The following is a 20372-nucleotide window of genomic DNA, read 5'->3' on the forward strand; positions in this document are numbered from 1 at the left end:
GATAGTGAAGGTGAGGGAATGATGACAGAAGAATTCAGGCAAAACAACTCTGTTGCACCGCTGCGCAATGTCGTGGCTTTGGTGGAACTGATCGAGCGGGTCAACCAACGCGGTCCAGGTCTGCCCGGATTGGGCGTTTTCTACGGCTGGTCGGGCTACGGCAAGACAACGGCGGCGGTCTACGCCGCCAATAAGTTCCGGGCCTATCAGGTCGAGGTGAAATCGGTCTGGACCAAGAAGAAACTCTGCACGGAGATCCTGCGCGACATGGGCGTTCTGCCCGCCAAGACGATTTCCGACATGGTGGATCAGATTGCTCAGGAACTGGCGCGCAATGACCGGCCGCTGTTGATCGATGAAATCGACCATCTGGTTGACCGTAACATGATCGAAATCGTGCGCGACATCCACGAAAGCTCCGGGGCAACCATTATCCTGATCGGCGAGGAAAAACTGCCGCGCAAGCTGATGGCCTGGGAGCGCGTCCACGGCCGCATTCTCGATTGGGTGGCAGCGGAAGAGGGCCAGATTGACGATGTGGGCTACCTGGCGGCGATCTATTGCCCCGGAGTGACGCTGGACGACGCATTGAAGGCGCAGGTTCTGGAAGACAGCCATCGCTCTATCCGGCGCATCTCGATCAACCTCGAGCGGGTCAAGGAATTCGCGCAAACGCGCAATCTGAACACGGTCAGCCGCGCCGACTGGGGCAACCGCCCGTTCTTTACCGGTGAGGCGCCAACACCCCGGAGGACCCCGAAATGAGCCGGATTTCCGCCACCGCCGCCGCTGCATCACGTGAGCCGCAGGGTCGTCAGCCGCTTTGGGAAGAGATGGTCAAATTCGACCGGGAGCCGTTCACGATTACGGATATCTACGATCAGACCCACGTCAGCCGTCATACTATCCGGAGTTACCTGAAATCATTGGTGCTGGCCAAGTACGTCGAACGGATAGAACCGGACGCTGATGCCGTTCGCGAAGAGGCAGCGATCAAGTTCAAGATCATCGTCGATCCTGTTCCGCATCATGCGCCGCGGCTGAACCGGAACGGGGAACCGGTCACGCAAGGCAGCGGTGTCGAAAACATGTGGCGTACGATGCGGATGTTGACCCAGTTCTCGCCCCGCGACCTTGCGGCGCATGCGACCACCGATATCGTCAACGTCACCGAGACGACGGCAAAGTCCTACTGCAGCACGTTGCTGCGGGTCGGCTATCTGAAGGTTGTCAGCAAAGCCAGCCCACCAAAGAAGCAGGCCGTATATCGTTTAATCCGGAACTCCGGTCCGAACCCGCCGATGATCCAGCGGACGAAGCAGGTTTTCGATCCGAACACGAAGCAAGCCTATCCGGTCGAGAGCAAGACATGAGCGGTCCTGTCGATATCGTTCATGCGGCCTGGGGACCGGATGCGCCCGATTGGGTGCTGGCCCTTGCCCATGCCTGCGCGCAGCGCAGTCAGAACAAGGTTGCCGAGGATATCGGGCGCTCCGCGTCCCTCGTCAGCAATGTCCTGCGCCGGAAGTATCCAGGCAACATGGCCGCGATCGAGGAGTTGGTGCGCGGCGTGTTCATGGAAACCGTGATCGCCTGCCCTGTCCTGGGCGAGCTTCCGACGGATCAATGCCAGACCTGGCGCAAGAGGGCGACCAGGCTGCAAGGGCACAACACGTTCCGGGTGCAGATGTATCGCGCCTGCCGCCGCTGCCCGCACTTCAACGTGGAGGATCAGGAATGAACTCTCGCTATGCTGAAATTGTCAGTCTGGCCAAGCAGCGGGTCCGCCCGGTGGCCATTGCAAACCAGCTCGGCATTCACCCGAACACGGTCTACGAAAACATCCGCAAGGCGCGCAAACGCGGTGAGGATATCAAGACCTTCGCCAAGGGTCGGGAAGCTGACGCAGACGGCACCGGTGAGGCGATTTCACCCGTCACGCCGCGCAATCTGCTGATCCCGATGCGCTTGCACAGCCTCCTAGAATTGCGCGCCAGCGAGCGCGGCATGACGACTTCCGAATATGGACAGCGCCTGCTTGAGCGGGCGCTGTTGGGCACAGTGGTGCGCCATGACTGAGCCGCGCCCCTTTCAGCCCGATGAATTGCTGCGTTTGGCGGGCAGCGGAGTTGCCAAAGTGGACCTGATGGGCCCGCGCGGCACCACACTTTGCACCATGGACGAAATCGAAGCGATGGCAGCACTGATCGTCTTGGGTGGCCTGTTGCCAGGGAGGCCGACCGATCCGGCGCGCCAACCCCGCTTTGTTGAAACAGAAGGGAACTGAGAATGATTACGTTCGAGGCCGTAATGACCGGCAGTCAGCTGGGCCGCAAGTTTGCCAATGACCCCGAGGAGACAGCGTACCTTCTACGCGCGATCGTCGACGACGCTCCCGAAGATTTCTGTACCGACGTCGCGGATTATGAGCGCAGTTCCGAGACAGCCGCATGGCTGCGCGGGCTTGCTGACGCGATGGACCCGCCGGGCCCGCACGAAACGGCGGAGGGCCGCACGTGAAACTCACCATCGAGCCCACCGCCCAGATCACAAGCATCGAGCGCGCCCCATGCCGACTTTGGGAGGGCCACGATGAGAATGGCACCCCCGTCAAGGTCTGGGTGCGGACCTTGCAACCGCAGACCCATGACGAGGCGCGGCTCGACGCCTTCAACCGCGAACTCGATGCGCTGCCCGCTCTGGGTCCAGGCGCAATCGACTATCGCTTCATCATCGACTGAGGAGACATCCTATGACCAACTTCACCCCCGCACCGATCCCGAATGGCCGCAAGGTCATCGAGGGCAACACCTACATGGGCGATGGCAAGGGCGGCTGGCAGCCGGTCGAGACGATCAAGGCGCAGCATCTGCTCGAGGACGAGACGGTGCGCAAAATCATCAGCTATGCCTTGCCGCTCTCCGAACAGGTCAGCCGGTTCAAGGCGCATACCTTCTCCGACATCGGCGGCTTCGAGGCGCTGCTCGCCCAAGAGTACGACGCGAAGATCGGCGGGCGCAAAGGCAACAAGACGCTGATGACCGTCGACGGGCTTTACATGATCAAGGTGGCAGTGTCCGACCGGATCGACTTTGGCCCCGAAATGCAAGTCGCCAAGGAATTGTTCGACGAGTGTCTGAACGAATGGTCAGCGGATGCGCGGGCGGAACTGCGCGGCCTCGTGACCGACGCTTTCAACACCGACAAGGAGGGCAAGATCAACAGCGCCCTGATCTTCCTTCTGTTGCGTCGTGAGAGCGATGACCTGCGCTGGAAGCGGGGCCAGGACGCCATCCGCGACGCGATGCGCGTGGTCGGATCAAAGACCTATGTCCGGTGTTACCAGCGGATTGCCCACGATGCTCCCTGGGAGGCCATCACCATCGATCTGGCGAAGGCGTAGGGCGATGAAAAACAAACTCGTCGATCTTAACGATCACTTGTTCGCTCAACTCGAACGCCTCGCTGACGAAAGCATGACCGCCGAAGATATCGACAAGGAGGTCAAACGCGCGGATGCCATGGTGTCGGTTGCGGATCAGATCACCGGAAACGCAGAGCTGCGGCTGAAGGCGGCAAAGCTCTATGCAGAGCATGGCGACAAAATCCTGCCTCACCTCCCGCAGATCGGAAACCGGAAATGAAAGGCCGGCGTCTGATCTATACGCCCGAGGAGCTGGCTTGGATCAAGGCGCGGTGCCGTGATGATCGCAAGGCCACTCACTCGGCATTCTGCGCCTTGTTCGGACGGGTGGATGTGTCACTCAGCAATCTGAATTCCCTGTGCAAGCGAAATGGCTGGCTGACCGGTCGCACCGGTCGCTTTGATCCTGGTCAGGTTCCGCCAAACAAAGGGAAGAAGATGCCATTCAATGAGAACCGGGCAAAGACGCAGTTCAAGAAAGGTCAGGTTTCGCACACCTTTCGGGGAGCCGGTCACGAACGCGTTGACAACAAAGATGGCTACATCGTGATGATCGTGGAAGAAACCAACCCCTGGACCGGGGCAAGGACCCGGCCGGTTCACAAACATCGCTGGCTCTGGGAGCAAAAGAACGGACCCGTTCCTGAGGGAATGGTTCTGAAATGCCGTGATGGGGACAAGACCAACACCGACCCGTCCAACTGGGTAGCTATCCCTCGCGCAATGCTTCCGCGCCTGAACGGGCGCTTCGGTCGTGGCTACGACGCCGCACCCGCCGAATTAAAGCCGGTACTGATGGCGACGGCCAAACTTGAGCATGCCGCGCGGCAAAAGAAACGGGGCTGACATGACCCCAATCACCATCCCGCAGATCAAGGAAGCCGTCGCCGCCTACTTTGGCACCACTGTGCTGGAACTGACCGGCCCGGAGCGGACGCAGATCGTTTGCGCCCGCCGTGCGGTGGCCTTCCGGCTCTGCAATGAGCTGACGGAGGTCTCCTACTTGCAGATCGGGCGGGAATTCGGCGGGCGGGATCATTCGTCTGTTCTGCGCGCCCTGACGAAGCCAATCGACCTGCAGCACCAGATCGCTTTTGACCGGCTGCGCGCGGACCTGATCCGGGGCACGACCCATGACGTAGACACCGTGCTCCGCTGGCAGTTCAAATCCCGCCGGGCCCCCGTCGTGCCGATGTTCGTGCGCAGGTACACAGCATGACCCGCTCTTTGAAAAAGTTGATCCACGTCGGATGCCGGGAGCTTGGTCTCGACGCGGACGCGCGGCACGATCTGCAATTGGCCGTCTGTGGCAAGGCGTCGATGTCGGATATGACCGAGGCCGAGTTGAAACGGGTTCTGGATCGACTGAAAAACAGCGGTTTCAAAGTCAGTTCAAAAAGGCGGCGTCCCGCAGCCCCTCGCGCCGATCTGCGACTGATCCATGTTCTGTGGAAAAGGCTCGGCAATGCGGGCGCGCTCTCCCGGCCTGACCGCGCTGGTCTCAATGCGTTCATTCGGGCGCGCTTTGGCGGCATCTGGCATTCCGTGCCAGCCGATATCGACATGCTGCGCGATGAAGATCAGATCGAAGCTGTTGTTGCCGCATTGAAAGCATGGGGCAAACGCGCCGACATCGATTTTGACTGGCGAGGCCGCTGATGGGCAGGAAGCGGGATATCGTGACGGACCATGCGGTCGTGCGCTATCTTGAGCGTGTCTATGGCGTGGATATCGCAGCCCTGAAACGCCGCATTGAAAAGACCACCGAGGGCGGGCGTGAACAGCGCGCGGATGCCGTGTTGAGTGACGGCGTCCGCTACCGGCTGAGCCAGTCCGGCCGCGTGGTCACGGTGCTCGGGCTGACCGGAGCCATGTCGAACCGCGGCAAGCGCTGGAAGGCGCGGCGGAAATGACGGACATGCCCGAAGCCCCCGAGAATATTCAGGCCTACGTCGATATCCTTGGTGTGGATGGCACCATTGAATTCCTGCTCACATTCGGTGGCGCGGAATTGTACATGCCCGCTGATCCAAAGGGGGGCTCGGAACTGGCCAATCTGGTCGGTGTCGAAAAGGCCCGAGCGCTTGCAAAAGCTGCCGAGCACATGAAAGCGCGCATTCCGACAGCCAAAAGGTGGATCGCCCAGGTCCTCGCATCAAAAGGCTTGCCGGTTTCAAAGATTGCCCGCAAACTGCACATCACCGATGTGACGGTCCGCAAGTACCTGCGCGACGAGTTCACGTCCGACGCGGCATTTTCCTCCCAGCAACTCGACCTGTTCTGATCTTCAGGCGGTTCCCCGCAAGCGCTTGCGGATGTTTATGCCCCCGGTTGAAAGGTAATTTGAACCCCAATGCCGTGACGCTCGGAATGCGTCGCAGAACCGGGGTCCGTCATGCAATTCAAGAACCACATCGCCCAGAACCTCTCCTATAGCCGCGCCAAGAACATTGGCGACAAGATCGTCCCGACCATCGTGGTGCTGCATGACACCGCCGGTCGCCTGGACAAGTTCAATTCCGCCAACTACCTGCTGACCGCCCCCCGGGGCGTATCGGTTCACTTCGTCGTTGAGCGAGATGGCACGATCACGCAGCAAGTGCCGACAAACCGGCGCGCGGGCCATGCCGGAACCTCCGAGTATCATGGTCAAAAGGGCTGCAACAACTTCTCCATCGGCATCGAGATCGTGAACCCAGGGCGGATGACGGACGCAGGCGGTGGCCGTGCGCGCACCTGGTTCAAGAAGACCTACGATGTTGCTGAAGAAGGCATTCATTTCATCCAGACCAAGGAGCATGGCGCGGGTTGGTGGATGGACTACGAGCCCGAGCAGATCGCGGCGCTTGAGGCCCTGTTGCACGCCCTGTTCGATTACGTCCCGACGCTGACTGACATCGTGACCCACTGGTACATCTCGCCCGGCCGCAAGGTTGACACCAATCCGCTGTTCCCGCTGGAGAGCCTGAAGGCGCGTGTTCTGGGCCGGGATGATCTGCAGGATGAAGCCGCCAATGATGCCTCCGACCTGATCGAGGACAAGGGCGAGATGGTCAGCATCGATGTGCCCAATGACACGCTCAACATGCGCCGCTGGCCCTCGTTCAATCCAAACGTCATCGCGACCATTCCCGACGGTGTCGTGGTGCCGGTGATCCGCTCAGGCACCTTCGGCGACCGGCCCTGGCTCAAGGTGCGCTACTCCGGCCAGGAAGGCTGGATCGTTGCCCGCCACGCCGCCCCCATCACCCATTCTTGACCCCGAAAAGGAAACCTCATGTTCACGCAACCCAAATCCCCCTTTGCCTCGCTCGGCGTTCTCGGCGGCTCCGGAGCCATCATCCTTGGTGCCAGCCAGCTGTTCGGCTGGGCAATCTCACCTGCTGATGCTGCCGATCTGTCTGAAGCCCTCAAGGGGCTGGCGGTTTCCGCCGCAGGCGTCGTGGCAGTCTACGGCCGCATCCGCGCCCAAAAGCGTATCTCACTGAAGGGGTAACCCATGCTGGAATGGTCGGCCGTCACGATGGCCAGTCACCTTTGCCTGGCCGTGGCCATTGCCTGCGCGTTCGTGAATGCCGTGTCGGTGCGCCGAACCTGGCAGTTTCCGTCGTCGTCGGCTGTTTTTGTTCGTCTCGAAGGGCCGATCTTCGCAATCGCCGCCGCATTGATGGTGGAACGGTTCTATTACGTTATTGCGCGCTTCCTGGTGAAATCGGAGCTCAATCTCTGGCAGGCACATCCTGCGCCGGAGATGCTTTCGTTTTCCGTTGCGGCTACCGTCTTCTGGCTGGCCTGCGCAATCCGGTATCTTGAGGGGTCTCAGGGCGCGGCCCGACGGACTGTTGTCGTTCAGACGATCTGTATCTGCACCCTGTTTGCATCAGTTGCCTGGGGGTTCTGGTAGTGGATTATTCGTGGATCTCAGATGGTCAGATGATCGTCGGCTTCCTGCTCATGATCATCGGCGCAATCGCCGGGTTTCAGAAATGGTTCTGGGGGCGGGTCAGCTCCAGTGTTTCGGCAAGCGTGTCCAACCTGGTCGTTGGCCATGAAGGTATCGAGAAACGCCTGGAAAAGGTCGAGGGAACGGTCGGGCAAGTTAAGTCCGATCTCGATCGCATGCGTGGTCGCATGGGCAACATCGAAGGCCGTGTCGATCAGTTGGCGACCAAGAATGATCTGCACGAAGTCAGCATCCTCGTGGCGCGGATCGGCGCGGGGCTCGAGGCACAGGCCAACATGACGCGGATGCTCTACGAGGCCGCGCAGCGCGCCGAAAAAGGCGGGGCAAGCTGATGTTCAAGGCATGGCCCATCGAAAGTGTGGAAGCCGAGTTTCGGCGTCTGAAGGTGCTTCAATATTTGGCGTCGGCGACAGGCTATGAGGCCTCGGCAACGGTGTTGCGGTTGCACTGCGGTCGCATCGGCGTCCCGACCACGACTGACCAGGTGGTGGCGGCAATGGCTTGGCTTGTGGAGCAGGAGTTGGTGACCAGCAGGGTCTACAAGGATGAGCCGATCATCCGGCTGAGCCCGAAGGGCCGCGACGTGGCCCATGGGAATTCCCATGTACCGGGCGTGATGCGCCCGGACCCGTAAACTAGAAACACAGGAGCCGCAGATGGCTGACAGCCTTGAAACCGAACACCGCCGCCTTGCGATCCTGAAGCACCTTGAGCGGTCATCGGAATACACCTCCAACGCCTCGATCCTGATCGACGTTGTGCGCGGCGTTGGCGTTTCCACATCCGAGGCCCAGATGCGATCGGCTCTGGCCTGGCTTGACGAGCAAGAGCTCATTGAAATGACCGACCACGGGCATGTCGTCATCGCCACGGCTACGGTGCGCGGCGCGGAGGTAGCTTTGGGTCACGTGACCTGCCCCGGTGTCAAGCGCCCGACGGCGCGGCGTTGAGATGCCCCCGCCCCGCAAGATTGACCTGATCCCCCAGGAGATCCGTCTCTGGCTTCAGGACGTGCTCAAGGAGCGCGGCTTCGGCGACTATCTGGCCGTCACCGATGAACTCAACTTCAAGCTCGAAGAAGCCGGGCTGGAGATGCGCGTGGGCAAGTCGGCCGTGCATTCCTTCGGGCAGGAATACGAGCAGATGGCCAAAGCCCAGGAGGAAGCCTCCGCCTGGGCTGTGAGCTGGATGGAGGGCAACGGTCTTGAGGAGGAGGCCAAACGCCACAACGTCCTGTTCCAGATGATCACCACGCTGGCCTTCAAGGTCATGAAAAGCGCCATGCTCAAAGAGGGCGACGAGATCGACCCGAAAGAGCTGCATTTTCTGGGCAAGATGCTCAAGGACGTAATGAGCAGCTCGGGCATCCGCGAAAAGCTGACCGCCGATGAACGGTTGAGGATTGCCAAGGAAGAGCGCGCCAATGCGGCCGAGACAGCCGTCAAAGCTGCCCGTGAAGCGGGTATGAGCAGCGCTACCGCCGAGAAAATCAAAGCCGATATTCTGGGGGTTTCAAATGACGGTTAAAGGGCCATTGCGGGCTGTTCATTTCGTCGAATTTGAAGACTTCCAGGACAAGCGCTGGCCGGGCAGCTTCTACGTCGCACCTGGTGACGCCCGCGGCGAGTGGTTTTTCTGGTACTGCTGCCCCTGCGGCTGCAAGGTCATCGCCCCGATTAAGGTGGGTGCGAACTTCAAGCCCCCCAGCAGCCCGTCCTGGAACTGGAACGTGTCGAAGACAGAACCGACGCTGACCCCTTCGGTGCACCACAAGGGGCATTGGCACGGCTGGTTGCGCAACGGCTATTGGGAGGTCTGCTGATGTCAGATCGCGCGATCAGGCATTTCCGATGTCTGGGGTTTCCTGTCGATATCGATGATGCCCTCGGGCTTCTGAGCATCCACCATGATGGCGATATCACCTGGGATCAAATTCAGGAGGTCAAGAACACGGTCTGGGGCAAGGGCACCCGCGCGATCGAGGTTTACCCTGCGCAAGCTGATGTCGTGAACGCGCGCAACATGCGGCATCTCTGGAGGCTGGGCCCGAACGACTTTTGCCCGGACCTTCTGGGTGAGGACAACGGACACGACGGCCTTCAGGCGCGCCACGCCGTTGCATGGGCGGAGGCGCGGGGGTGATGGCATCATCTGCTGAAATCGAGAACGATCTTCGGGCGCGGGCGACGCTGTTGGACCGAACCAATATGAACGACCACGCCCGCGCCATGCGTCGGGCGGCTGACATGTTGGCTGCGCAGAGAAGTCTCATCGCTGAACTTGAAGCAGCGGCAGAGACGGAAGCACAGCGATATGAAGACTACTTCTATGGAAACACGCGATGACCGCCCCCATCTCCAAATCAGAATGGGAACGCCAGCGGCGCGCGGCAACCGATGTCATGCCTCAGCTGGTCGGCGATGTCGGCTTGCCGAAGGTGCTGTTGCCGTACCAGGCCAAGACAGTTGGCTTGCTCGATACCGTGTCGACCCGCGTTCTCTTCGTCGAGAAATCGCGCCGGATCGGTCTGACCTGGGCGCTTGCCGCCTATGCGGTCCTGCGCGCGGCCAAGGCCAAATCGGCGCGCGGCATGGATGCGATGTACATCTCGTACTCTCAGGAGATGACCCGCGAGTTCGTCGACGCCTGCGCGATGTGGGCCCGCGCGTTCAACATCGCCGCCTCCGCCATCGAGGACGGGCTGTTCGAAGAGGGTGATGACGAGGGTGACAAGTCAATCCAGACCTTCCGCATCCGCTTTGCCTCCGGTTTCCAGATCAAGGCGCTCAGCTCGGCCCCGCGCGGGCTGCGCGGCAAGGAAGGCGTGATCATCATCGATGAGGCCGCGTTCGTGGACAACCTGGCCGAGCTGATCAAGGCCGCGATGGCCTTCCTGATCTGGGGCGGTCAGGTCATCGTCTGCTCGACACATGACGGGGCGGACAATCCGTTCAATCAGAATATTCAGGACATTCTGGGCGGACGGTTGCCCTACCATCATCTGCACATCGATCTCGACGAGGCGCTGACCGACGGGCTTTACGAGCGCATCTGCCTGGTCAGCGGCACGGAATGGTCTGCCGAAGGCGAAGCTCAATGGCGTCAGGACCTGATCGACTTTTACGGCGACGGTGCAGAAGAAGAGCTGTTCTGCATTCCCTCACTCAGCTCGGGTGCCTGGCTGCCGGCACCGCTGATCGAAGCACGCATGACGGCGGATGCGCCGGTGCTGCGGCTGGAACTACCCGGCAACTATCTGCACATGACCGCGCTTGAGCAACGTGCTCTCATGGCCCCCTTCCTCGAAGAGCTTGAGGAGGTGCTGGGCGGGCTCGACATGGATCTGAACTATGCGGCCGGTTTCGACTTCGCCCGCGTTGCCGACCTCAGTGTCATGCCGGTGCTGGCGATCGAGCAGAACCTGAAGCGGCGCGAGGTCTTTTCGATCGAGATGCGCAATGTGCCCGGCGACGAACAGAAACAGGTCGTCGGCATGGTGCTGGGAAAGCTGCGGGAACGGCTGTTGGGGGCTGCATTCGACGCGACCGGCATGGGCTGGACCGTCGCCGAAGACATGGGGCGCAAATTCGGCCTCCGGGAGGATGAGGATGGCTCCGGTCTGATCTGGGCGATCAAATTCACCGAGGACTGGTACCGGGTGAACATGCCGCCCCTGAAAACCGAGTTTGAAGATGATATGATCGCCATCGGCAAGGATGAGGATCATCTGGGCGACATGCGCTCGGTCAAGTTAGTGCGCGGCATCCCGCGTGTTCCTGCCATCCGCACCAACGAAAAAGGCGAGGCAAAAGACAAGAAGGGCAAGAAGCGTCACGGCGACTATGCAATCGGGCTGGCGCTGGCCAGCTTCGCCGCGCGCATGCGCTGGGTTGAATACGGCTACCGCGCCGCGACATCGGTCCTGCGCCACCAGCGCGCCGAAGGGCGGATGCGTGACACGCCAAGCAACGACGATGGGCTGGGGCGCAGGAATGCGTTCGACGGGCCGCTGGGCGCGAGATTGAGGGGGAGTGTTTAAATGCCAAGGCGTAAACGCAATATCGAACCCGGCGCACCCGCAGATTACTGGAAATATGACCGAAATCGCCGCAAGCCATCTTGGCTGCGCCGCCTCTTCGGGTTGAGCTGAAAAGGAGCCTCCAAATGGCCAATAAACCCGTCCTGCTCGACCGCTGGGGCCAGCCGGTCAAACGCGCGGGCCTGACAGAGGAGGTCGCGGCCGCCACCCTCGGCGGCGTGCGCTCGCCAATCTCGGGCCACCCCGGCGACGGGCTGAACCCAGTGCGTCTCGCCAACATCCTGCGCGAGGCAGACCAGGGCGATCCTGTTCGCTATCTCGAATTGGCCGAAGTCATCGAAGAGCGCGACCCGCACTATCTGGGCGTCCTCGGCACCCGCCGCCGGTCGGTAAGTCAGATTGATATTACGATCGAAGCCGCATCAGACGACAAATTCGACGTCGAACTGGCCGACATGGTGCGCAACTGGTTGGACCGGGACGAGCTGAGCGATGAGCTCTTCGATATCCTGGACAGCATCGGCAAGGGCTATTCCTTCACCGAGATCATCTGGGACACCTCCGAAGGCCAATGGCAGCCCGAACGCCTTGAATGGCGCGATCCTCGCTGGTTCCGGTTCGACCGGGTCAATCTGGCCACGCCGATGAAACTGGATGACAATGGCCAGGAAGTCCCGCTCGACGCGTTCAAGTTCATCTATGCCAACGTGAAAGCAAAGTCAGGTCTGGCGCTGCGATCAGGGCTGGCGCGGGTCGCTGCCTGGGGTTGGATGTTCAAAGCCTTCACGCAACGCGACTGGGCGATTTTCAGCCAGACCTATGGTCAGCCGCTGCGCCTGGGCAAATGGGGAGCGGGGGCCAGCGAGGCGGACAAGGACACGCTCTTCAATGCCGTCGCCAACATCGCGGGCGATTGCGCCGCGATCATCCCCGAGAGCATGTCAATCGACTTCATCGAGACCAGCAACGTCGGCGCGTCGGCAGACCTTTACGAAAAGCGCGCGGACTGGCTGGACAGGCAGATCTCCAAAGCCGTGCTGGGTCAGACCGCGACAACAGATGCGGTCACCGGCGGTTTGGGATCGGGCAAGGAACACCGGCAGGTCCAGGAAGACATCGAGCGGGCGGATGCAAATGCGCTGGCCGCGATCCTGAACCGGGATCTGATCCGACCCTGGGTACAGCTCGAATACGGGCCGCAGAAGCGGTATCCACGTCTCAAGATCGGACGGCCAGAGCCGGAGGACCTCAATCAACTGGCCAACGCCTTGGGCATTCTTGTGCCCATCGGCTTGAAGGTCAGCGAAAGCGAAGTGCGCGGCAAATTCGGGTTTTCTGACCCCAAAGCGGGTGATGCGATTTTGACCGCTCCAACGCCCGTATCGGCCCCCAGCGCGTCTGATGCGCAAAACGCAGGGGGCGATCCCGGCGAAACCCCCGCTGGGAGCGCCGTTAAATACCCATTAAATACCCGCGACCCTCAATCTGGGACACTGGCCCCGCAATCGCAGGAAACGCACTCAGGGGGCGTTTCTGGCGCTGGCCCCGAAAACGTGCTTGCCGAGCAGCTGGCAGCAGCGGCTCAGCCGGAAATCGGGTACATGCTGTCGCAGGTCGAAATCATGCTCGAGCAGGCCGGGTCGATCGAGGAATTGCGCGAGATGTTCTTCGCCGCATTTCCCGATGTGGATGCGAGCGGGTTTGCGTCCGCGATTGCCGAGGCGATGATCGCGGCAGACGCGGGCGGACGGGCGCTGGCGGAGGCCGAGAGTGGCTGATCCGCTGCGCGCGACATTCCGGCAGCCGTTCAAGGAGCAGCTTGCCGCGTTCCGTCTGCGGCTGGGTGATCTGGTTCCGACGTCGTGGTGGGATGACATTTCGCGCGCGCAACATGACCGGGCCTTCATGGTGGCAGGTGCGGTAAAGGCGGACCTGCTCGCGGATCTCGGCGCTGCGATCGACAAGGCGATCGCGGAGGGCACCGGGCTGGAGGAGTTCCGGCGCGACTTTCGCGATATCGTCGAGCGGCGGGGTTGGCATGGCTGGACCGGCGAAGGCACCGCCAGGGGCGAAGCCTGGCGGACAAAGGTGATCTACCAGACCAACATGCTTACAACCATGGCGGCCGGTCGCCATGCCCAGCTGGTCGACGGCAACTTCAAGTTCTGGGTCTATGAACATTCGGGCGCAGCTCACCCTCGTCTTGACCATCTGTCATGGAATGGCCTGATCCTGCCATCAGATCATCCATTCTGGGCCACACATTACCCCCCGAATGGTTGGGGTTGTGGCTGCCGGGTGCGCGGGGCCCGGACCTTGGCCGGCGCGATCCGGATTGGTGGCGATCCGACCAAGACCTTGCCCGACAACTGGCAGTCGCTAGATCCAAAAACAGGCGCACCCTTTGGCGTCGGCAAGGGCTGGGATTATGCCCCAGGCGCAACTGTCACCAACATCGTGACGGCGCTGAAACCGAAATTGAACGATCTGCCCCGTCAACCAGCGGTCGATCTGATCCAAAGCTGGTTGAACGGTCGCGGCTTTGAAAGCTGGTTTGCAAACCCGGCTGGCAACTGGCCTGTGGCACGTTTGATGCAACGCGATGCAGATGCCCTGGGCGTCAAAAGTCCGGTGGCCCTGCTATCGCCCGACACCCTGGCCAAACAGGTGGCACACCACCCCGAGCTGACAGTCACAGACTACCGCATGATCCAGCAGGTCATGGACAGGCCTACAAGGGTTATTCCAGAAGGGTCACGCAATCTGATATTCGTTCAGGATGAACTGCAGGGAACGGGGTATGTGATCGTCGTGAAGGCCGTTGTCGCGAAGGACGAGATTTTCCTGACCAGTTTCAGGCGGCTGTCGAACGAACAGGCACGGCGCGATCGCGAAGTGGCTCGGCTGCTGAAGAAGGGGAATTGAGACGCAGGCGGCGGGGCCTGCCGCCCGGTTACCCGGAAACCCCGCAAAGCGCTCCGGTTCAAGAACCGTGCTACGGCCGGCAGAATATCACCGCGTCACGCCTGCATGAGAGAATATAGCCATGATCACCATCGAACTCAATGACGCCGACATCGAGCGTGTCCTGTCCAAGGTCAGCGCGCATCTGACCGACATGTCCGATCTGATGAATGAGATCGGCGAGCAGCTTGAATATGAGACCAAGGAACGGTTCGACCAAGGTGTGGCTCCCGATGGTACTGCCTGGGCCCCAAAATCGCAGGCCACCCTTGATGCCTACAAACAGCGGGGTCAGACCGTCGATGTCCGGCCCCTCTTTGGTCCGAATGCGGACGGCGTCCCGCTGCGCAACAGCATTTTCCGGGATTACGGACCCGACTTTGTCGAGATCGGCACGAACAAGGTTTATGGTGCCACTATGCAATTTGGGGCCGCTAAAGGTTCCTTCGGGACGGATGCCGGGGGCAGCTCCATTCCCTGGGGAAACATCCCGGCGCGGCCCTACCTCGGGATTTCGGACCAGGACCGCACAAACATCGACGCAACTGTCAATGAATGGCTTGCGGACATCGTGGAGGATTGACCGGCGCGCCTGAGCAAGCCTAACCTGTCCTCGATCCCCACTAGTATCTGAACCCATCTCCGCAAGCGCTTGCGGATGTTTTGGGTTTTCGGCCTCCGGTAAATGTCGCTGCATGACAACTGCCGAACGCATCCTTGCCCTTATGAGCGCGCAGACCCTTCCGCCGATCGCGGAAGGCGGCGGCGCGCCCGAATGGATACACCTGCTTCCCGCCGGTGTCATCGCAACGGGCGACAAACGCGGTCCTTACCGGGCGCTCAATTTCGAGCAGATCATCGCTGACAGTTTCCTCAATGAGGCAAAGCTGCCGGTCGATATCAATCATTCCATCCATCTGCGCGGGCCTAAAGGTGAAGAAGCTCCGGCTGTCGGCTGGATCGTTGCCATGCAGGCGCGGGCGGATGGATTGTGGGGCAAGGTCGAATGGACGGCGCAGGGTGCGGAACTGGTCACCTCACGCGCCTACAAGGGCATCAGCCCGGTGATCCGGCACACGGCAGACAAGACGATCCTGTCGATCGAATGCGCGAGCCTCGTGAACAAACCCAACCTGCGCGGGCTGACCGCGCTCCATCAGCAACAGGACACTCCCCCCATGGATTGGACGAAATTTCTGGCCGACATGCTTGGCCTGCCGGAAACGGCAACCGATGACGATATCAAGGCGGCTCTGAAGGCCAAGATGAAGGGCGGCAAGGAGACCGCGATGCAATCTCAGCTGTCGGAGATCGGCATCGCTCTCGGCCTTGAAGCGGACAGCGACGCTGCTGAAATCCTGGTGGCGGCACAATCGGCTCAGGCCGATACCGGCGCGGATGAAACAATCGTGGCACTGCAGGCTGAGCTCAGCGAAGTCACAACCTCCCTGAATACCCTCAAGGAGGGCCGCGCGAAGGATGCGGCTGTCGCGTTTGTCGATGGCGCGATCGCGCTGGGTCGCGTCGGCGTGAAGCCGATGAAGGACCGCTACGTCTCGATGCACATGAAGGATGCCGCCGGGACCGAGGAGCTGATCAACGCGATGCCGGTTCTGGGTCGCTCCGGCACCACGATCCTGCCACCCGCCCCGAAAGATGGCGAGGTCGCGCTCAACTCCGAGCAGCTGAGCATCGCGAAGATGCTGGGCCAGGACCCCAAGGATTATGCCGCAACGCTTGCTGAAGAGCAGGCAGAACTGGAGAACAACTGATGGTCGCTCTTACTGCCGGGCGCAACACGCCCCAGATCGCCGGTGATGCCCGCGAAGGCCTGCTGGCCGCGTCCACCGCCGTGTTTGCAGGCTCCCTGCTGATGCGCAACGCCGCTGGCTACATCGTCAAGGGAGCCACCGCGACCGGCCTGGTCGGTGTCGGGCGCGCCGAGGGTGCCGCAGACAATGCTGCAGGCAGCGCTGGTGATGTTTCGGTGCTTTACCGCCCTGGCTGTTTCCGCTTCGCCAACTCGGCGGCTGCAGACGAGATCACCGTCGCCGAGATCGGCGACGTCGTCTACGCGGTCGACGACCAGACCGTGGCCAAAACAGATGGCAGCGCAAGCCGTTCCCCCGCCGGGTTTGTCGACAGCGTCGATGCCCTGGGCGTCTGGGTGCGCTTTGACGAAGCCCTCACCAAAGTCGCTACGGCGTAAGGAGCCCTTTCATGCTGATCAATACCCCGAACCTCGAAGCCATCCGCGTCGGCTTCAATACGGCTTACAAGCGCGGCCTCGGCCAGGCGGAAAGCCAGTACAAGCGCATCGCGACCGTGGTGCCGTCGTCTACCGGCGAAAGCCGTTATGGCTGGCTGGGCAAGATGCCCAACATGCGCGAATGGTTGGGCCCGCGCCTGATCCAGGGCCTTGCCGAGCACGACTACGCGATCAAGAACAAGGATTTCGAACTGACCATCGGTGTCGACCGGAACGACATCAAGGATGACAATCTCGGGATCTACGAGCCATTTTTCGTCGAAATGGGCGAAAGCACGGCCGCGCACCCCGATCTGCTGACCTTCGGCGCGCTGAAGGACGGCTTTACGACCGAATGCTATGATGGCCAGTACTTCTTCGACACCGACCACCCGGTCATTGCCGAGGACGGCTCGATGACAACCGTCGCCAATACCGATGGCGGTTCGGGCGCGCCCTGGTTCCTGCTGTCGACCAACCGCTCCCTGAAGCCGATGATCTTCCAGGACCGCGAAAAGCCGATGTTCGTGGCCAAGGACAATCCGAAGGACCACAACGTCTTCATGAACAAGGAGTTCGTCTACGGGACGGACGCCCGCTACAATGTCGGGTACGGCTTCTGGCAGATGGCGTGGGGGTCCAAACAGACCCTCAACGCTGCCAACTATTCCGCCGCCCGTTCGGCGCTGCAGGGCATGAAGGGCGATCACGGTCGCCCCCTTGGCATCAATCCGAACCTGCTGGTCGCACCGCCTTCGATGGAGGGCGCAGCCCTCGAGCTGCTGAACGCCGAGCGCGACGCCGCCGGTGCCACCAACGTCTGGAAAGGCACTGCGGAGCTGCTCATCGTTCCGTGGCTGGCATAAGGGGGCTGATCTGATGGCAACCAAACCCACCAAAACCGCCAAGGCAAAAGCTGATCCAGGCACGGCCACAGAAGCCGCCGACAAAGGCAATTCGAAAACCGAGACACCTGCAGCCTCCCCGGCGCAGTGTCAGGATGCGGCGGCTCGTCAGTCGGCAGCGGAGCCCGCCGCATCCAAGAATGCCCCCGAAGACAGCGATGCCGGAAAGGGGGCGTCGGACACCGCCGACGCCCCCGACATGGCCAAGCTGACTGCGGCGCTGACATCGGAAGGCGACAAGGCGGCAGCGTCAAAGGCGGCACCGACCGTACCGGATGAAAAGCCGGAGAACCTGGTCATCGTGGTGATCGGCCCCAAACAGGGCCTCTGGCGCGCCGGTCGGCATTTCACCGCTGAGCCGGTCCGTATTCCGGTCGATGAGCTCACCGATGAACATGCGGCCATGTTGCGCGATGAACCGAAGCTGGCAATCAGCCTGGTGCGCGCAGAGGTCGAACCGGAATAACGCTCAACACCCCTTCGGTGGCGACATCGTCGCCACCGTCCCCCTTGTCCCCTTCAGGATGACCTGCCGTGTCCTACACCTCCCTCACAGATCTGACCGCCCGCTTTGGCGAGACCATGCTGGTCCACCTGACCGACCGTGGCGACGTGGCGACGGATGTGATCGACACGGATGTGATCGATCAGGCCCTGAAGGATGCGGATGCGATGATCGATGGCTATGTCGGCGTGCGCTACGCGCTGCCGATGGTTGAAACACCGCCACTTATCGGCAGCCTTGCCCTGGCAATCGCGATCTACAACCTGCACACCGCCAGCCCGGACCCCAAGATCGAGGAAGACTACAAGGCCGCTATCCGCACCTTGCGCGAGATCTCTTCCGGTGCGGTCCGGTTGCCGATCGCCGGTGCCGATGCCCCCGGTACCGGCAGTTCAGGCGCGCGGCTTACCGATCGGGCGCGCCCGCTCACAGAAGAAACCCTCAAGGGCTTTATCTGATGATCGATGATGTGATCTCCCGTCTGGATGACCGGGTCGTGGTTCTGGAACATCGCGTTGAGGGCGCGGGCAGCCTTGCCGATCTGATGCAACGCAACGCACTGCCTCAGCATACACCAGCGGCCCATGTCCTGCCCCTGGGGCTGATCGGCCGCGCACAGGACGCCGGTGCCGGCGCTTATACGCAGATGTTCGAAGAGGCTGTGGCGGTAATCCTGACAGTCCGGAACCATACCCCTGCGGGCAAACGCGCGCTGGAGGATCTCCGCGGCCTGATCATGGCGGTAGTCGAAGCCCTGGCCGGTTGGGCACCTGGTGATCAAACCGGCGTCTTCCGCCTGACACGGGGTTCCTTGCTTAACGCGTCCAAGGGCACCGTCGTTTACCAGATCGACTTCGCCATTTCCGACCAGCTGAGGGTTTTCTCATGACCGCACCTAAACTTCCGTCCAGCGGCGGCAGCTACATCCGCAATTCCAAAGGCGCATTGAAGCGCGTGTCTGAGCCACCCGCCCCGGAGCCGCAGAAGACTGGCGAGGGTTCCTCCGAAACCACGAAGAAGGAGGGTTAAATGCCCCTTAAATGGAAATCCAAAATCCTGCTGGCTAAGCTGGAAACGACCTACAACACCGATGCGGAGCCGACTGGTGCTGCAAACGGCGTTCTGGCCACTGAGGTCGCCCTGACACCGATGGAAGGCAGCGATCTCAGCCGCAACCTTGAAATCCCCTACCTGGGTGCGCAGGGATCGGTCCCGATCGATGTACATGCCAAGCTGACCTTCAATGTCGAGCTGGCGGGTTCCGGTGCCGCCGGAACCGCTCCTGCCTGGGGGCCGCTGATCCGTGGCTGCGGTGTGGCCGAGACAATCGTCCCGGGTACATCCGTGACCTACAATCCCGTCAGCGATGCGCACGAGAGCCTGTCGATCCACTTCATGATCGAAGGCACCCGGTTTGTTCTGACCGGCGCGCGGGGCAACGCGACCATCGACTATACCAGCTCGAACATCCCCTACCTCAAGTTCGAGTTCTGGGGCCTGTTCAACCAACCGAGCGAAGAGACCCGGCCGACTGTGGCACTGAGCGCTTTCATCAAACCGCTGGCTGTCAGCAAGTCCAACACGCCGACCTTCACGATCAATGCCGTGGCGCTGGTCATGCGCTCCTTCATGCTGAACCTCGGCAATGCGGTCGAGCCGCGCTTCCTGGTCGGCTCGGAAGGTATCCTGATTACCGATCGCGAGGAGAGCATCGAGACCAAAGTCGAGGCGGTTGCACTTGGCACGCTCAATCCCTTTGCCCTGGCCGCTGCCCAGACGGATGTGCCGATCAACCTGGTACATGGGCTGACGGCAGGCAACATCTCGACCATGGCCGTCACCAAGGCCCAGATGCAGCGGCCGCAGGGTATGGAGAACGCCCAGAACATCGTGGAATGGCCGCTCCGGCTCGTTCCGATCCCGACGGCTGGCAACGACCAGTGGTCGCTGACCCTCACCTGATCCAGAAAGGCGCACCCCATGTTCAAGATCAACCAAACGCCCGAATTCGTTCGCGATGCGAAAATCCATACACCGCACGAAGACGGCTTTCGCGAAGATCTGTTGAAGACCCGTTTCCGTGCCATCCCTGTCTCTGAAGCGGACGGCTATGACCTGTCGACCGGCGCCGGGACCATTGAGTTTCTGAAGCGTGTCGTCGTCGGTTTTGAGAACCTGATCGGCGAGGATGACAAGCCGATGGCCTGCACCGAAGCACTGATCGATGCCTTGCTCGATGAAGCATACATCCGCGTCGGCCTGGTCGGAACCTACTTCAAGGGGATGCACAAGAGCGCCTCGGGAAACTGAAGGCCGCGGGGGC

At 61.2% G+C, this 20372-nt stretch carries 36 protein-coding genes; all 36 read left to right on the plus strand.

The window, feature by feature from the left end:
- Window positions 1-21 precede the first annotated feature (21 nt).
- Window positions 22-765 (plus strand): AAA family ATPase, encoded by a 744-nt coding sequence (locus ACWNZ3_RS04005; protein ID WP_269367232.1) that lies wholly within the window; start codon window positions 22-24, stop codon window positions 763-765.
- Window positions 762-1373: a hypothetical protein gene (locus ACWNZ3_RS04010; protein ID WP_496901278.1), complete on the plus strand. Its 612-nt coding sequence runs from the start codon at window positions 762-764 to the stop codon at window positions 1371-1373. Before ACWNZ3_RS04005 ends, ACWNZ3_RS04010 begins: the two co-directional genes overlap by 4 nt.
- Window positions 1370-1741, plus strand: a complete 372-nt coding sequence (locus tag ACWNZ3_RS04015) for a hypothetical protein (RefSeq protein WP_496901279.1) — start codon at window positions 1370-1372, stop codon at window positions 1739-1741. The genes ACWNZ3_RS04010 and ACWNZ3_RS04015 overlap by 4 nt, the downstream gene beginning before the upstream one ends.
- On the plus strand, window positions 1738-2079 hold the full coding sequence (locus ACWNZ3_RS04020; protein ID WP_496901280.1) for a hypothetical protein: 342 nt from the start codon (window positions 1738-1740) through the stop codon (window positions 2077-2079). Before ACWNZ3_RS04015 ends, ACWNZ3_RS04020 begins: the two co-directional genes overlap by 4 nt.
- Entirely contained in the window at window positions 2072-2287 is a 216-nt protein-coding gene (locus tag ACWNZ3_RS04025) for a hypothetical protein (RefSeq protein ID WP_269368084.1), read from the plus strand. Before ACWNZ3_RS04020 ends, ACWNZ3_RS04025 begins: the two co-directional genes overlap by 8 nt.
- Window positions 2288-2289: 2 nt before the next feature.
- Window positions 2290-2520 (plus strand): hypothetical protein, encoded by a 231-nt coding sequence (locus tag ACWNZ3_RS04030; protein ID WP_496901281.1) that lies wholly within the window; start codon window positions 2290-2292, stop codon window positions 2518-2520.
- The gene (locus ACWNZ3_RS04035; RefSeq protein WP_496901282.1) at window positions 2517-2741 is read left to right on the plus strand and encodes a hypothetical protein; all 225 of its coding nucleotides are present in this window, start codon (window positions 2517-2519) and stop codon (window positions 2739-2741) included. The genes ACWNZ3_RS04030 and ACWNZ3_RS04035 overlap by 4 nt, the downstream gene beginning before the upstream one ends.
- A gap of 11 nt (window positions 2742-2752) precedes the next feature.
- On the plus strand, window positions 2753-3403 hold the full coding sequence (locus ACWNZ3_RS04040; RefSeq protein ID WP_496901283.1) for a DUF3164 family protein: 651 nt from the start codon (window positions 2753-2755) through the stop codon (window positions 3401-3403).
- Window positions 3404-3407: 4 nt separating this feature from the next.
- Window positions 3408-3644 carry a hypothetical protein gene (locus ACWNZ3_RS04045; RefSeq protein WP_496901284.1) on the plus strand — a complete coding sequence of 79 codons (237 nt, stop codon included), beginning with the start codon at window positions 3408-3410 and terminating at the stop codon, window positions 3642-3644.
- Complete coding sequence (locus ACWNZ3_RS04050; protein WP_269368069.1) at window positions 3641-4270, plus strand: HNH endonuclease signature motif containing protein; 630 nt, start codon at window positions 3641-3643, stop codon at window positions 4268-4270. The genes ACWNZ3_RS04045 and ACWNZ3_RS04050 overlap by 4 nt, the downstream gene beginning before the upstream one ends.
- Window position 4271: 1 nt before the next feature.
- Window positions 4272-4643, plus strand: coding sequence for a helix-turn-helix domain-containing protein (locus ACWNZ3_RS04055; RefSeq protein WP_496901285.1), 372 nt, complete (start codon window positions 4272-4274; stop codon window positions 4641-4643).
- Complete coding sequence (locus tag ACWNZ3_RS04060; protein ID WP_496901286.1) at window positions 4640-5083, plus strand: gp16 family protein; 444 nt, start codon at window positions 4640-4642, stop codon at window positions 5081-5083. The genes ACWNZ3_RS04055 and ACWNZ3_RS04060 overlap by 4 nt, the downstream gene beginning before the upstream one ends.
- A 20-nt stretch (window positions 5084-5103) precedes the next feature.
- Entirely contained in the window at window positions 5104-5337 is a 234-nt protein-coding gene (locus ACWNZ3_RS04065) for a hypothetical protein (protein WP_496901287.1), read from the plus strand.
- Window positions 5334-5708 (plus strand): helix-turn-helix domain-containing protein, encoded by a 375-nt coding sequence (locus tag ACWNZ3_RS04070; protein ID WP_269367832.1) that lies wholly within the window; start codon window positions 5334-5336, stop codon window positions 5706-5708. The genes ACWNZ3_RS04065 and ACWNZ3_RS04070 overlap by 4 nt, the downstream gene beginning before the upstream one ends.
- Window positions 5709-5819: 111 nt before the next feature.
- Window positions 5820-6683, plus strand: a complete 864-nt coding sequence (locus ACWNZ3_RS04075; RefSeq protein WP_496901288.1) for an N-acetylmuramoyl-L-alanine amidase — start codon at window positions 5820-5822, stop codon at window positions 6681-6683.
- 18 nt (window positions 6684-6701) lie between these two features.
- Complete coding sequence (locus tag ACWNZ3_RS04080; RefSeq protein WP_269367830.1) at window positions 6702-6920, plus strand: hypothetical protein; 219 nt, start codon at window positions 6702-6704, stop codon at window positions 6918-6920.
- A gap of 3 nt (window positions 6921-6923) precedes the next feature.
- The gene (locus tag ACWNZ3_RS04085) at window positions 6924-7328 is read left to right on the plus strand and encodes a hypothetical protein (protein ID WP_496901289.1); all 405 of its coding nucleotides are present in this window, start codon (window positions 6924-6926) and stop codon (window positions 7326-7328) included.
- A 29-nt stretch (window positions 7329-7357) separates the two neighbouring features.
- Window positions 7358-7720 (plus strand): hypothetical protein, encoded by a 363-nt coding sequence (locus ACWNZ3_RS04090; protein WP_269367828.1) that lies wholly within the window; start codon window positions 7358-7360, stop codon window positions 7718-7720.
- Between the two features lie 65 nt (window positions 7721-7785).
- Window positions 7786-8022, plus strand: coding sequence for a hypothetical protein (locus ACWNZ3_RS04095; RefSeq protein WP_269367827.1), 237 nt, complete (start codon window positions 7786-7788; stop codon window positions 8020-8022).
- Window positions 8023-8044: 22 nt separating this feature from the next.
- Complete coding sequence (locus tag ACWNZ3_RS04100; RefSeq protein ID WP_269367826.1) at window positions 8045-8338, plus strand: VpaChn25_0724 family phage protein; 294 nt, start codon at window positions 8045-8047, stop codon at window positions 8336-8338.
- 1 nt (window position 8339) lies between these two features.
- Window positions 8340-8915, plus strand: coding sequence for a phage protein Gp27 family protein (locus ACWNZ3_RS04105; RefSeq protein ID WP_269367825.1), 576 nt, complete (start codon window positions 8340-8342; stop codon window positions 8913-8915).
- Window positions 8905-9210, plus strand: coding sequence for a ubiquitination-like system serine protease family protein (locus ACWNZ3_RS04110; RefSeq protein WP_496901290.1), 306 nt, complete (start codon window positions 8905-8907; stop codon window positions 9208-9210). The genes ACWNZ3_RS04105 and ACWNZ3_RS04110 overlap by 11 nt, the downstream gene beginning before the upstream one ends.
- Window positions 9210-9530 carry a DUF7694 domain-containing protein gene (locus ACWNZ3_RS04115; protein WP_496901291.1) on the plus strand — a complete coding sequence of 107 codons (321 nt, stop codon included), beginning with the start codon at window positions 9210-9212 and terminating at the stop codon, window positions 9528-9530. Before ACWNZ3_RS04110 ends, ACWNZ3_RS04115 begins: the two co-directional genes overlap by 1 nt.
- Complete coding sequence (locus ACWNZ3_RS04120) at window positions 9530-9733, plus strand: hypothetical protein (protein ID WP_496901292.1); 204 nt, start codon at window positions 9530-9532, stop codon at window positions 9731-9733. The genes ACWNZ3_RS04115 and ACWNZ3_RS04120 overlap by 1 nt, the downstream gene beginning before the upstream one ends.
- Window positions 9730-11427 (plus strand): terminase large subunit domain-containing protein, encoded by a 1698-nt coding sequence (locus ACWNZ3_RS04125; RefSeq protein ID WP_496901293.1) that lies wholly within the window; start codon window positions 9730-9732, stop codon window positions 11425-11427. Before ACWNZ3_RS04120 ends, ACWNZ3_RS04125 begins: the two co-directional genes overlap by 4 nt.
- Window positions 11428-11552: 125 nt before the next feature.
- On the plus strand, window positions 11553-13205 hold the full coding sequence (locus tag ACWNZ3_RS04130) for a DUF935 domain-containing protein (protein WP_496901294.1): 1653 nt from the start codon (window positions 11553-11555) through the stop codon (window positions 13203-13205).
- Between the two features lie 127 nt (window positions 13206-13332).
- The gene (locus ACWNZ3_RS04135; protein ID WP_496901295.1) at window positions 13333-14352 is read left to right on the plus strand and encodes a phage head morphogenesis protein; all 1020 of its coding nucleotides are present in this window, start codon (window positions 13333-13335) and stop codon (window positions 14350-14352) included.
- A 121-nt stretch (window positions 14353-14473) separates the two neighbouring features.
- Complete coding sequence (locus ACWNZ3_RS04140) at window positions 14474-14974, plus strand: phage virion morphogenesis protein (protein WP_496901296.1); 501 nt, start codon at window positions 14474-14476, stop codon at window positions 14972-14974.
- A 112-nt stretch (window positions 14975-15086) separates the two neighbouring features.
- Entirely contained in the window at window positions 15087-16163 is a 1077-nt protein-coding gene (locus ACWNZ3_RS04145; protein WP_496901297.1) for a phage protease, read from the plus strand.
- Complete coding sequence (locus tag ACWNZ3_RS04150) at window positions 16163-16600, plus strand: hypothetical protein (protein WP_496901298.1); 438 nt, start codon at window positions 16163-16165, stop codon at window positions 16598-16600. The genes ACWNZ3_RS04145 and ACWNZ3_RS04150 overlap by 1 nt, the downstream gene beginning before the upstream one ends.
- Before the next feature lie 11 nt (window positions 16601-16611).
- Window positions 16612-17505 (plus strand): Mu-like prophage major head subunit gpT family protein, encoded by an 894-nt coding sequence (locus ACWNZ3_RS04155; protein ID WP_496901299.1) that lies wholly within the window; start codon window positions 16612-16614, stop codon window positions 17503-17505.
- A gap of 13 nt (window positions 17506-17518) precedes the next feature.
- Window positions 17519-18010, plus strand: coding sequence for an HI1506-related protein (locus tag ACWNZ3_RS04160; protein ID WP_496901300.1), 492 nt, complete (start codon window positions 17519-17521; stop codon window positions 18008-18010).
- Between the two features lie 68 nt (window positions 18011-18078).
- Entirely contained in the window at window positions 18079-18507 is a 429-nt protein-coding gene (locus tag ACWNZ3_RS04165) for a gp436 family protein (protein WP_269367813.1), read from the plus strand.
- The gene (locus ACWNZ3_RS04170; protein WP_496901301.1) at window positions 18507-18938 is read left to right on the plus strand and encodes a phage tail terminator protein; all 432 of its coding nucleotides are present in this window, start codon (window positions 18507-18509) and stop codon (window positions 18936-18938) included. The genes ACWNZ3_RS04165 and ACWNZ3_RS04170 overlap by 1 nt, the downstream gene beginning before the upstream one ends.
- 140 nt (window positions 18939-19078) lie before the next feature.
- Window positions 19079-20011, plus strand: coding sequence for a phage tail tube protein (locus ACWNZ3_RS04175; protein ID WP_496901302.1), 933 nt, complete (start codon window positions 19079-19081; stop codon window positions 20009-20011).
- A gap of 18 nt (window positions 20012-20029) precedes the next feature.
- Window positions 20030-20359, plus strand: a complete 330-nt coding sequence (locus ACWNZ3_RS04180) for a hypothetical protein (protein WP_496901303.1) — start codon at window positions 20030-20032, stop codon at window positions 20357-20359.
- Window positions 20360-20372: the final 13 nt, after the last annotated feature.

The sequence above is a fragment of the Sulfitobacter sp. IGS-18 genome (genome assembly GCF_059628195.1).

What these genes read in the sequence shown, in the direction of transcription:
- ACWNZ3_RS04005 (WP_269367232.1), top strand. Translation starts at nt 22, where the DNA reads ATGACAGAAGAATTCAGGCAAAACAACTCTGTTGCACCGCTGCGCAAT.
- ACWNZ3_RS04010 (WP_496901278.1), top strand. Translation starts at nt 762, where the DNA reads ATGAGCCGGATTTCCGCCACCGCCGCCGCTGCATCACGTGAGCCGCAG.
- ACWNZ3_RS04015 (WP_496901279.1), top strand. Translation starts at nt 1,370, where the DNA reads ATGAGCGGTCCTGTCGATATCGTTCATGCGGCCTGGGGACCGGATGCG.
- ACWNZ3_RS04020 (WP_496901280.1), top strand. Translation starts at nt 1,738, where the DNA reads ATGAACTCTCGCTATGCTGAAATTGTCAGTCTGGCCAAGCAGCGGGTC.
- ACWNZ3_RS04025 (WP_269368084.1), top strand. Translation starts at nt 2,072, where the DNA reads ATGACTGAGCCGCGCCCCTTTCAGCCCGATGAATTGCTGCGTTTGGCG.
- ACWNZ3_RS04030 (WP_496901281.1), top strand. Translation starts at nt 2,290, where the DNA reads ATGATTACGTTCGAGGCCGTAATGACCGGCAGTCAGCTGGGCCGCAAG.
- ACWNZ3_RS04040 (WP_496901283.1), top strand. Translation starts at nt 2,753, where the DNA reads ATGACCAACTTCACCCCCGCACCGATCCCGAATGGCCGCAAGGTCATC.
- ACWNZ3_RS04045 (WP_496901284.1), top strand. Translation starts at nt 3,408, where the DNA reads ATGAAAAACAAACTCGTCGATCTTAACGATCACTTGTTCGCTCAACTC.
- ACWNZ3_RS04050 (WP_269368069.1), top strand. Translation starts at nt 3,641, where the DNA reads ATGAAAGGCCGGCGTCTGATCTATACGCCCGAGGAGCTGGCTTGGATC.
- ACWNZ3_RS04055 (WP_496901285.1), top strand. Translation starts at nt 4,272, where the DNA reads ATGACCCCAATCACCATCCCGCAGATCAAGGAAGCCGTCGCCGCCTAC.
- ACWNZ3_RS04060 (WP_496901286.1), top strand. Translation starts at nt 4,640, where the DNA reads ATGACCCGCTCTTTGAAAAAGTTGATCCACGTCGGATGCCGGGAGCTT.
- ACWNZ3_RS04070 (WP_269367832.1), top strand. Translation starts at nt 5,334, where the DNA reads ATGACGGACATGCCCGAAGCCCCCGAGAATATTCAGGCCTACGTCGAT.
- ACWNZ3_RS04075 (WP_496901288.1), top strand. Translation starts at nt 5,820, where the DNA reads ATGCAATTCAAGAACCACATCGCCCAGAACCTCTCCTATAGCCGCGCC.
- ACWNZ3_RS04080 (WP_269367830.1), top strand. Translation starts at nt 6,702, where the DNA reads ATGTTCACGCAACCCAAATCCCCCTTTGCCTCGCTCGGCGTTCTCGGC.
- ACWNZ3_RS04085 (WP_496901289.1), top strand. Translation starts at nt 6,924, where the DNA reads ATGCTGGAATGGTCGGCCGTCACGATGGCCAGTCACCTTTGCCTGGCC.
- ACWNZ3_RS04090 (WP_269367828.1), top strand. Translation starts at nt 7,358, where the DNA reads ATGATCGTCGGCTTCCTGCTCATGATCATCGGCGCAATCGCCGGGTTT.
- ACWNZ3_RS04100 (WP_269367826.1), top strand. Translation starts at nt 8,045, where the DNA reads ATGGCTGACAGCCTTGAAACCGAACACCGCCGCCTTGCGATCCTGAAG.
- ACWNZ3_RS04105 (WP_269367825.1), top strand. Translation starts at nt 8,340, where the DNA reads ATGCCCCCGCCCCGCAAGATTGACCTGATCCCCCAGGAGATCCGTCTC.
- ACWNZ3_RS04110 (WP_496901290.1), top strand. Translation starts at nt 8,905, where the DNA reads ATGACGGTTAAAGGGCCATTGCGGGCTGTTCATTTCGTCGAATTTGAA.
- ACWNZ3_RS04115 (WP_496901291.1), top strand. Translation starts at nt 9,210, where the DNA reads ATGTCAGATCGCGCGATCAGGCATTTCCGATGTCTGGGGTTTCCTGTC.
- ACWNZ3_RS04120 (WP_496901292.1), top strand. Translation starts at nt 9,530, where the DNA reads ATGGCATCATCTGCTGAAATCGAGAACGATCTTCGGGCGCGGGCGACG.
- ACWNZ3_RS04125 (WP_496901293.1), top strand. Translation starts at nt 9,730, where the DNA reads ATGACCGCCCCCATCTCCAAATCAGAATGGGAACGCCAGCGGCGCGCG.
- ACWNZ3_RS04130 (WP_496901294.1), top strand. Translation starts at nt 11,553, where the DNA reads ATGGCCAATAAACCCGTCCTGCTCGACCGCTGGGGCCAGCCGGTCAAA.
- ACWNZ3_RS04135 (WP_496901295.1), top strand. Translation starts at nt 13,333, where the DNA reads ATGGTGGCAGGTGCGGTAAAGGCGGACCTGCTCGCGGATCTCGGCGCT.
- ACWNZ3_RS04140 (WP_496901296.1), top strand. Translation starts at nt 14,474, where the DNA reads ATGATCACCATCGAACTCAATGACGCCGACATCGAGCGTGTCCTGTCC.
- ACWNZ3_RS04145 (WP_496901297.1), top strand. Translation starts at nt 15,087, where the DNA reads ATGACAACTGCCGAACGCATCCTTGCCCTTATGAGCGCGCAGACCCTT.
- ACWNZ3_RS04150 (WP_496901298.1), top strand. Translation starts at nt 16,163, where the DNA reads ATGGTCGCTCTTACTGCCGGGCGCAACACGCCCCAGATCGCCGGTGAT.
- ACWNZ3_RS04155 (WP_496901299.1), top strand. Translation starts at nt 16,612, where the DNA reads ATGCTGATCAATACCCCGAACCTCGAAGCCATCCGCGTCGGCTTCAAT.
- ACWNZ3_RS04160 (WP_496901300.1), top strand. Translation starts at nt 17,519, where the DNA reads ATGGCAACCAAACCCACCAAAACCGCCAAGGCAAAAGCTGATCCAGGC.
- ACWNZ3_RS04170 (WP_496901301.1), top strand. Translation starts at nt 18,507, where the DNA reads ATGATCGATGATGTGATCTCCCGTCTGGATGACCGGGTCGTGGTTCTG.
- ACWNZ3_RS04175 (WP_496901302.1), top strand. Translation starts at nt 19,079, where the DNA reads ATGCCCCTTAAATGGAAATCCAAAATCCTGCTGGCTAAGCTGGAAACG.
- ACWNZ3_RS04180 (WP_496901303.1), top strand. Translation starts at nt 20,030, where the DNA reads ATGTTCAAGATCAACCAAACGCCCGAATTCGTTCGCGATGCGAAAATC.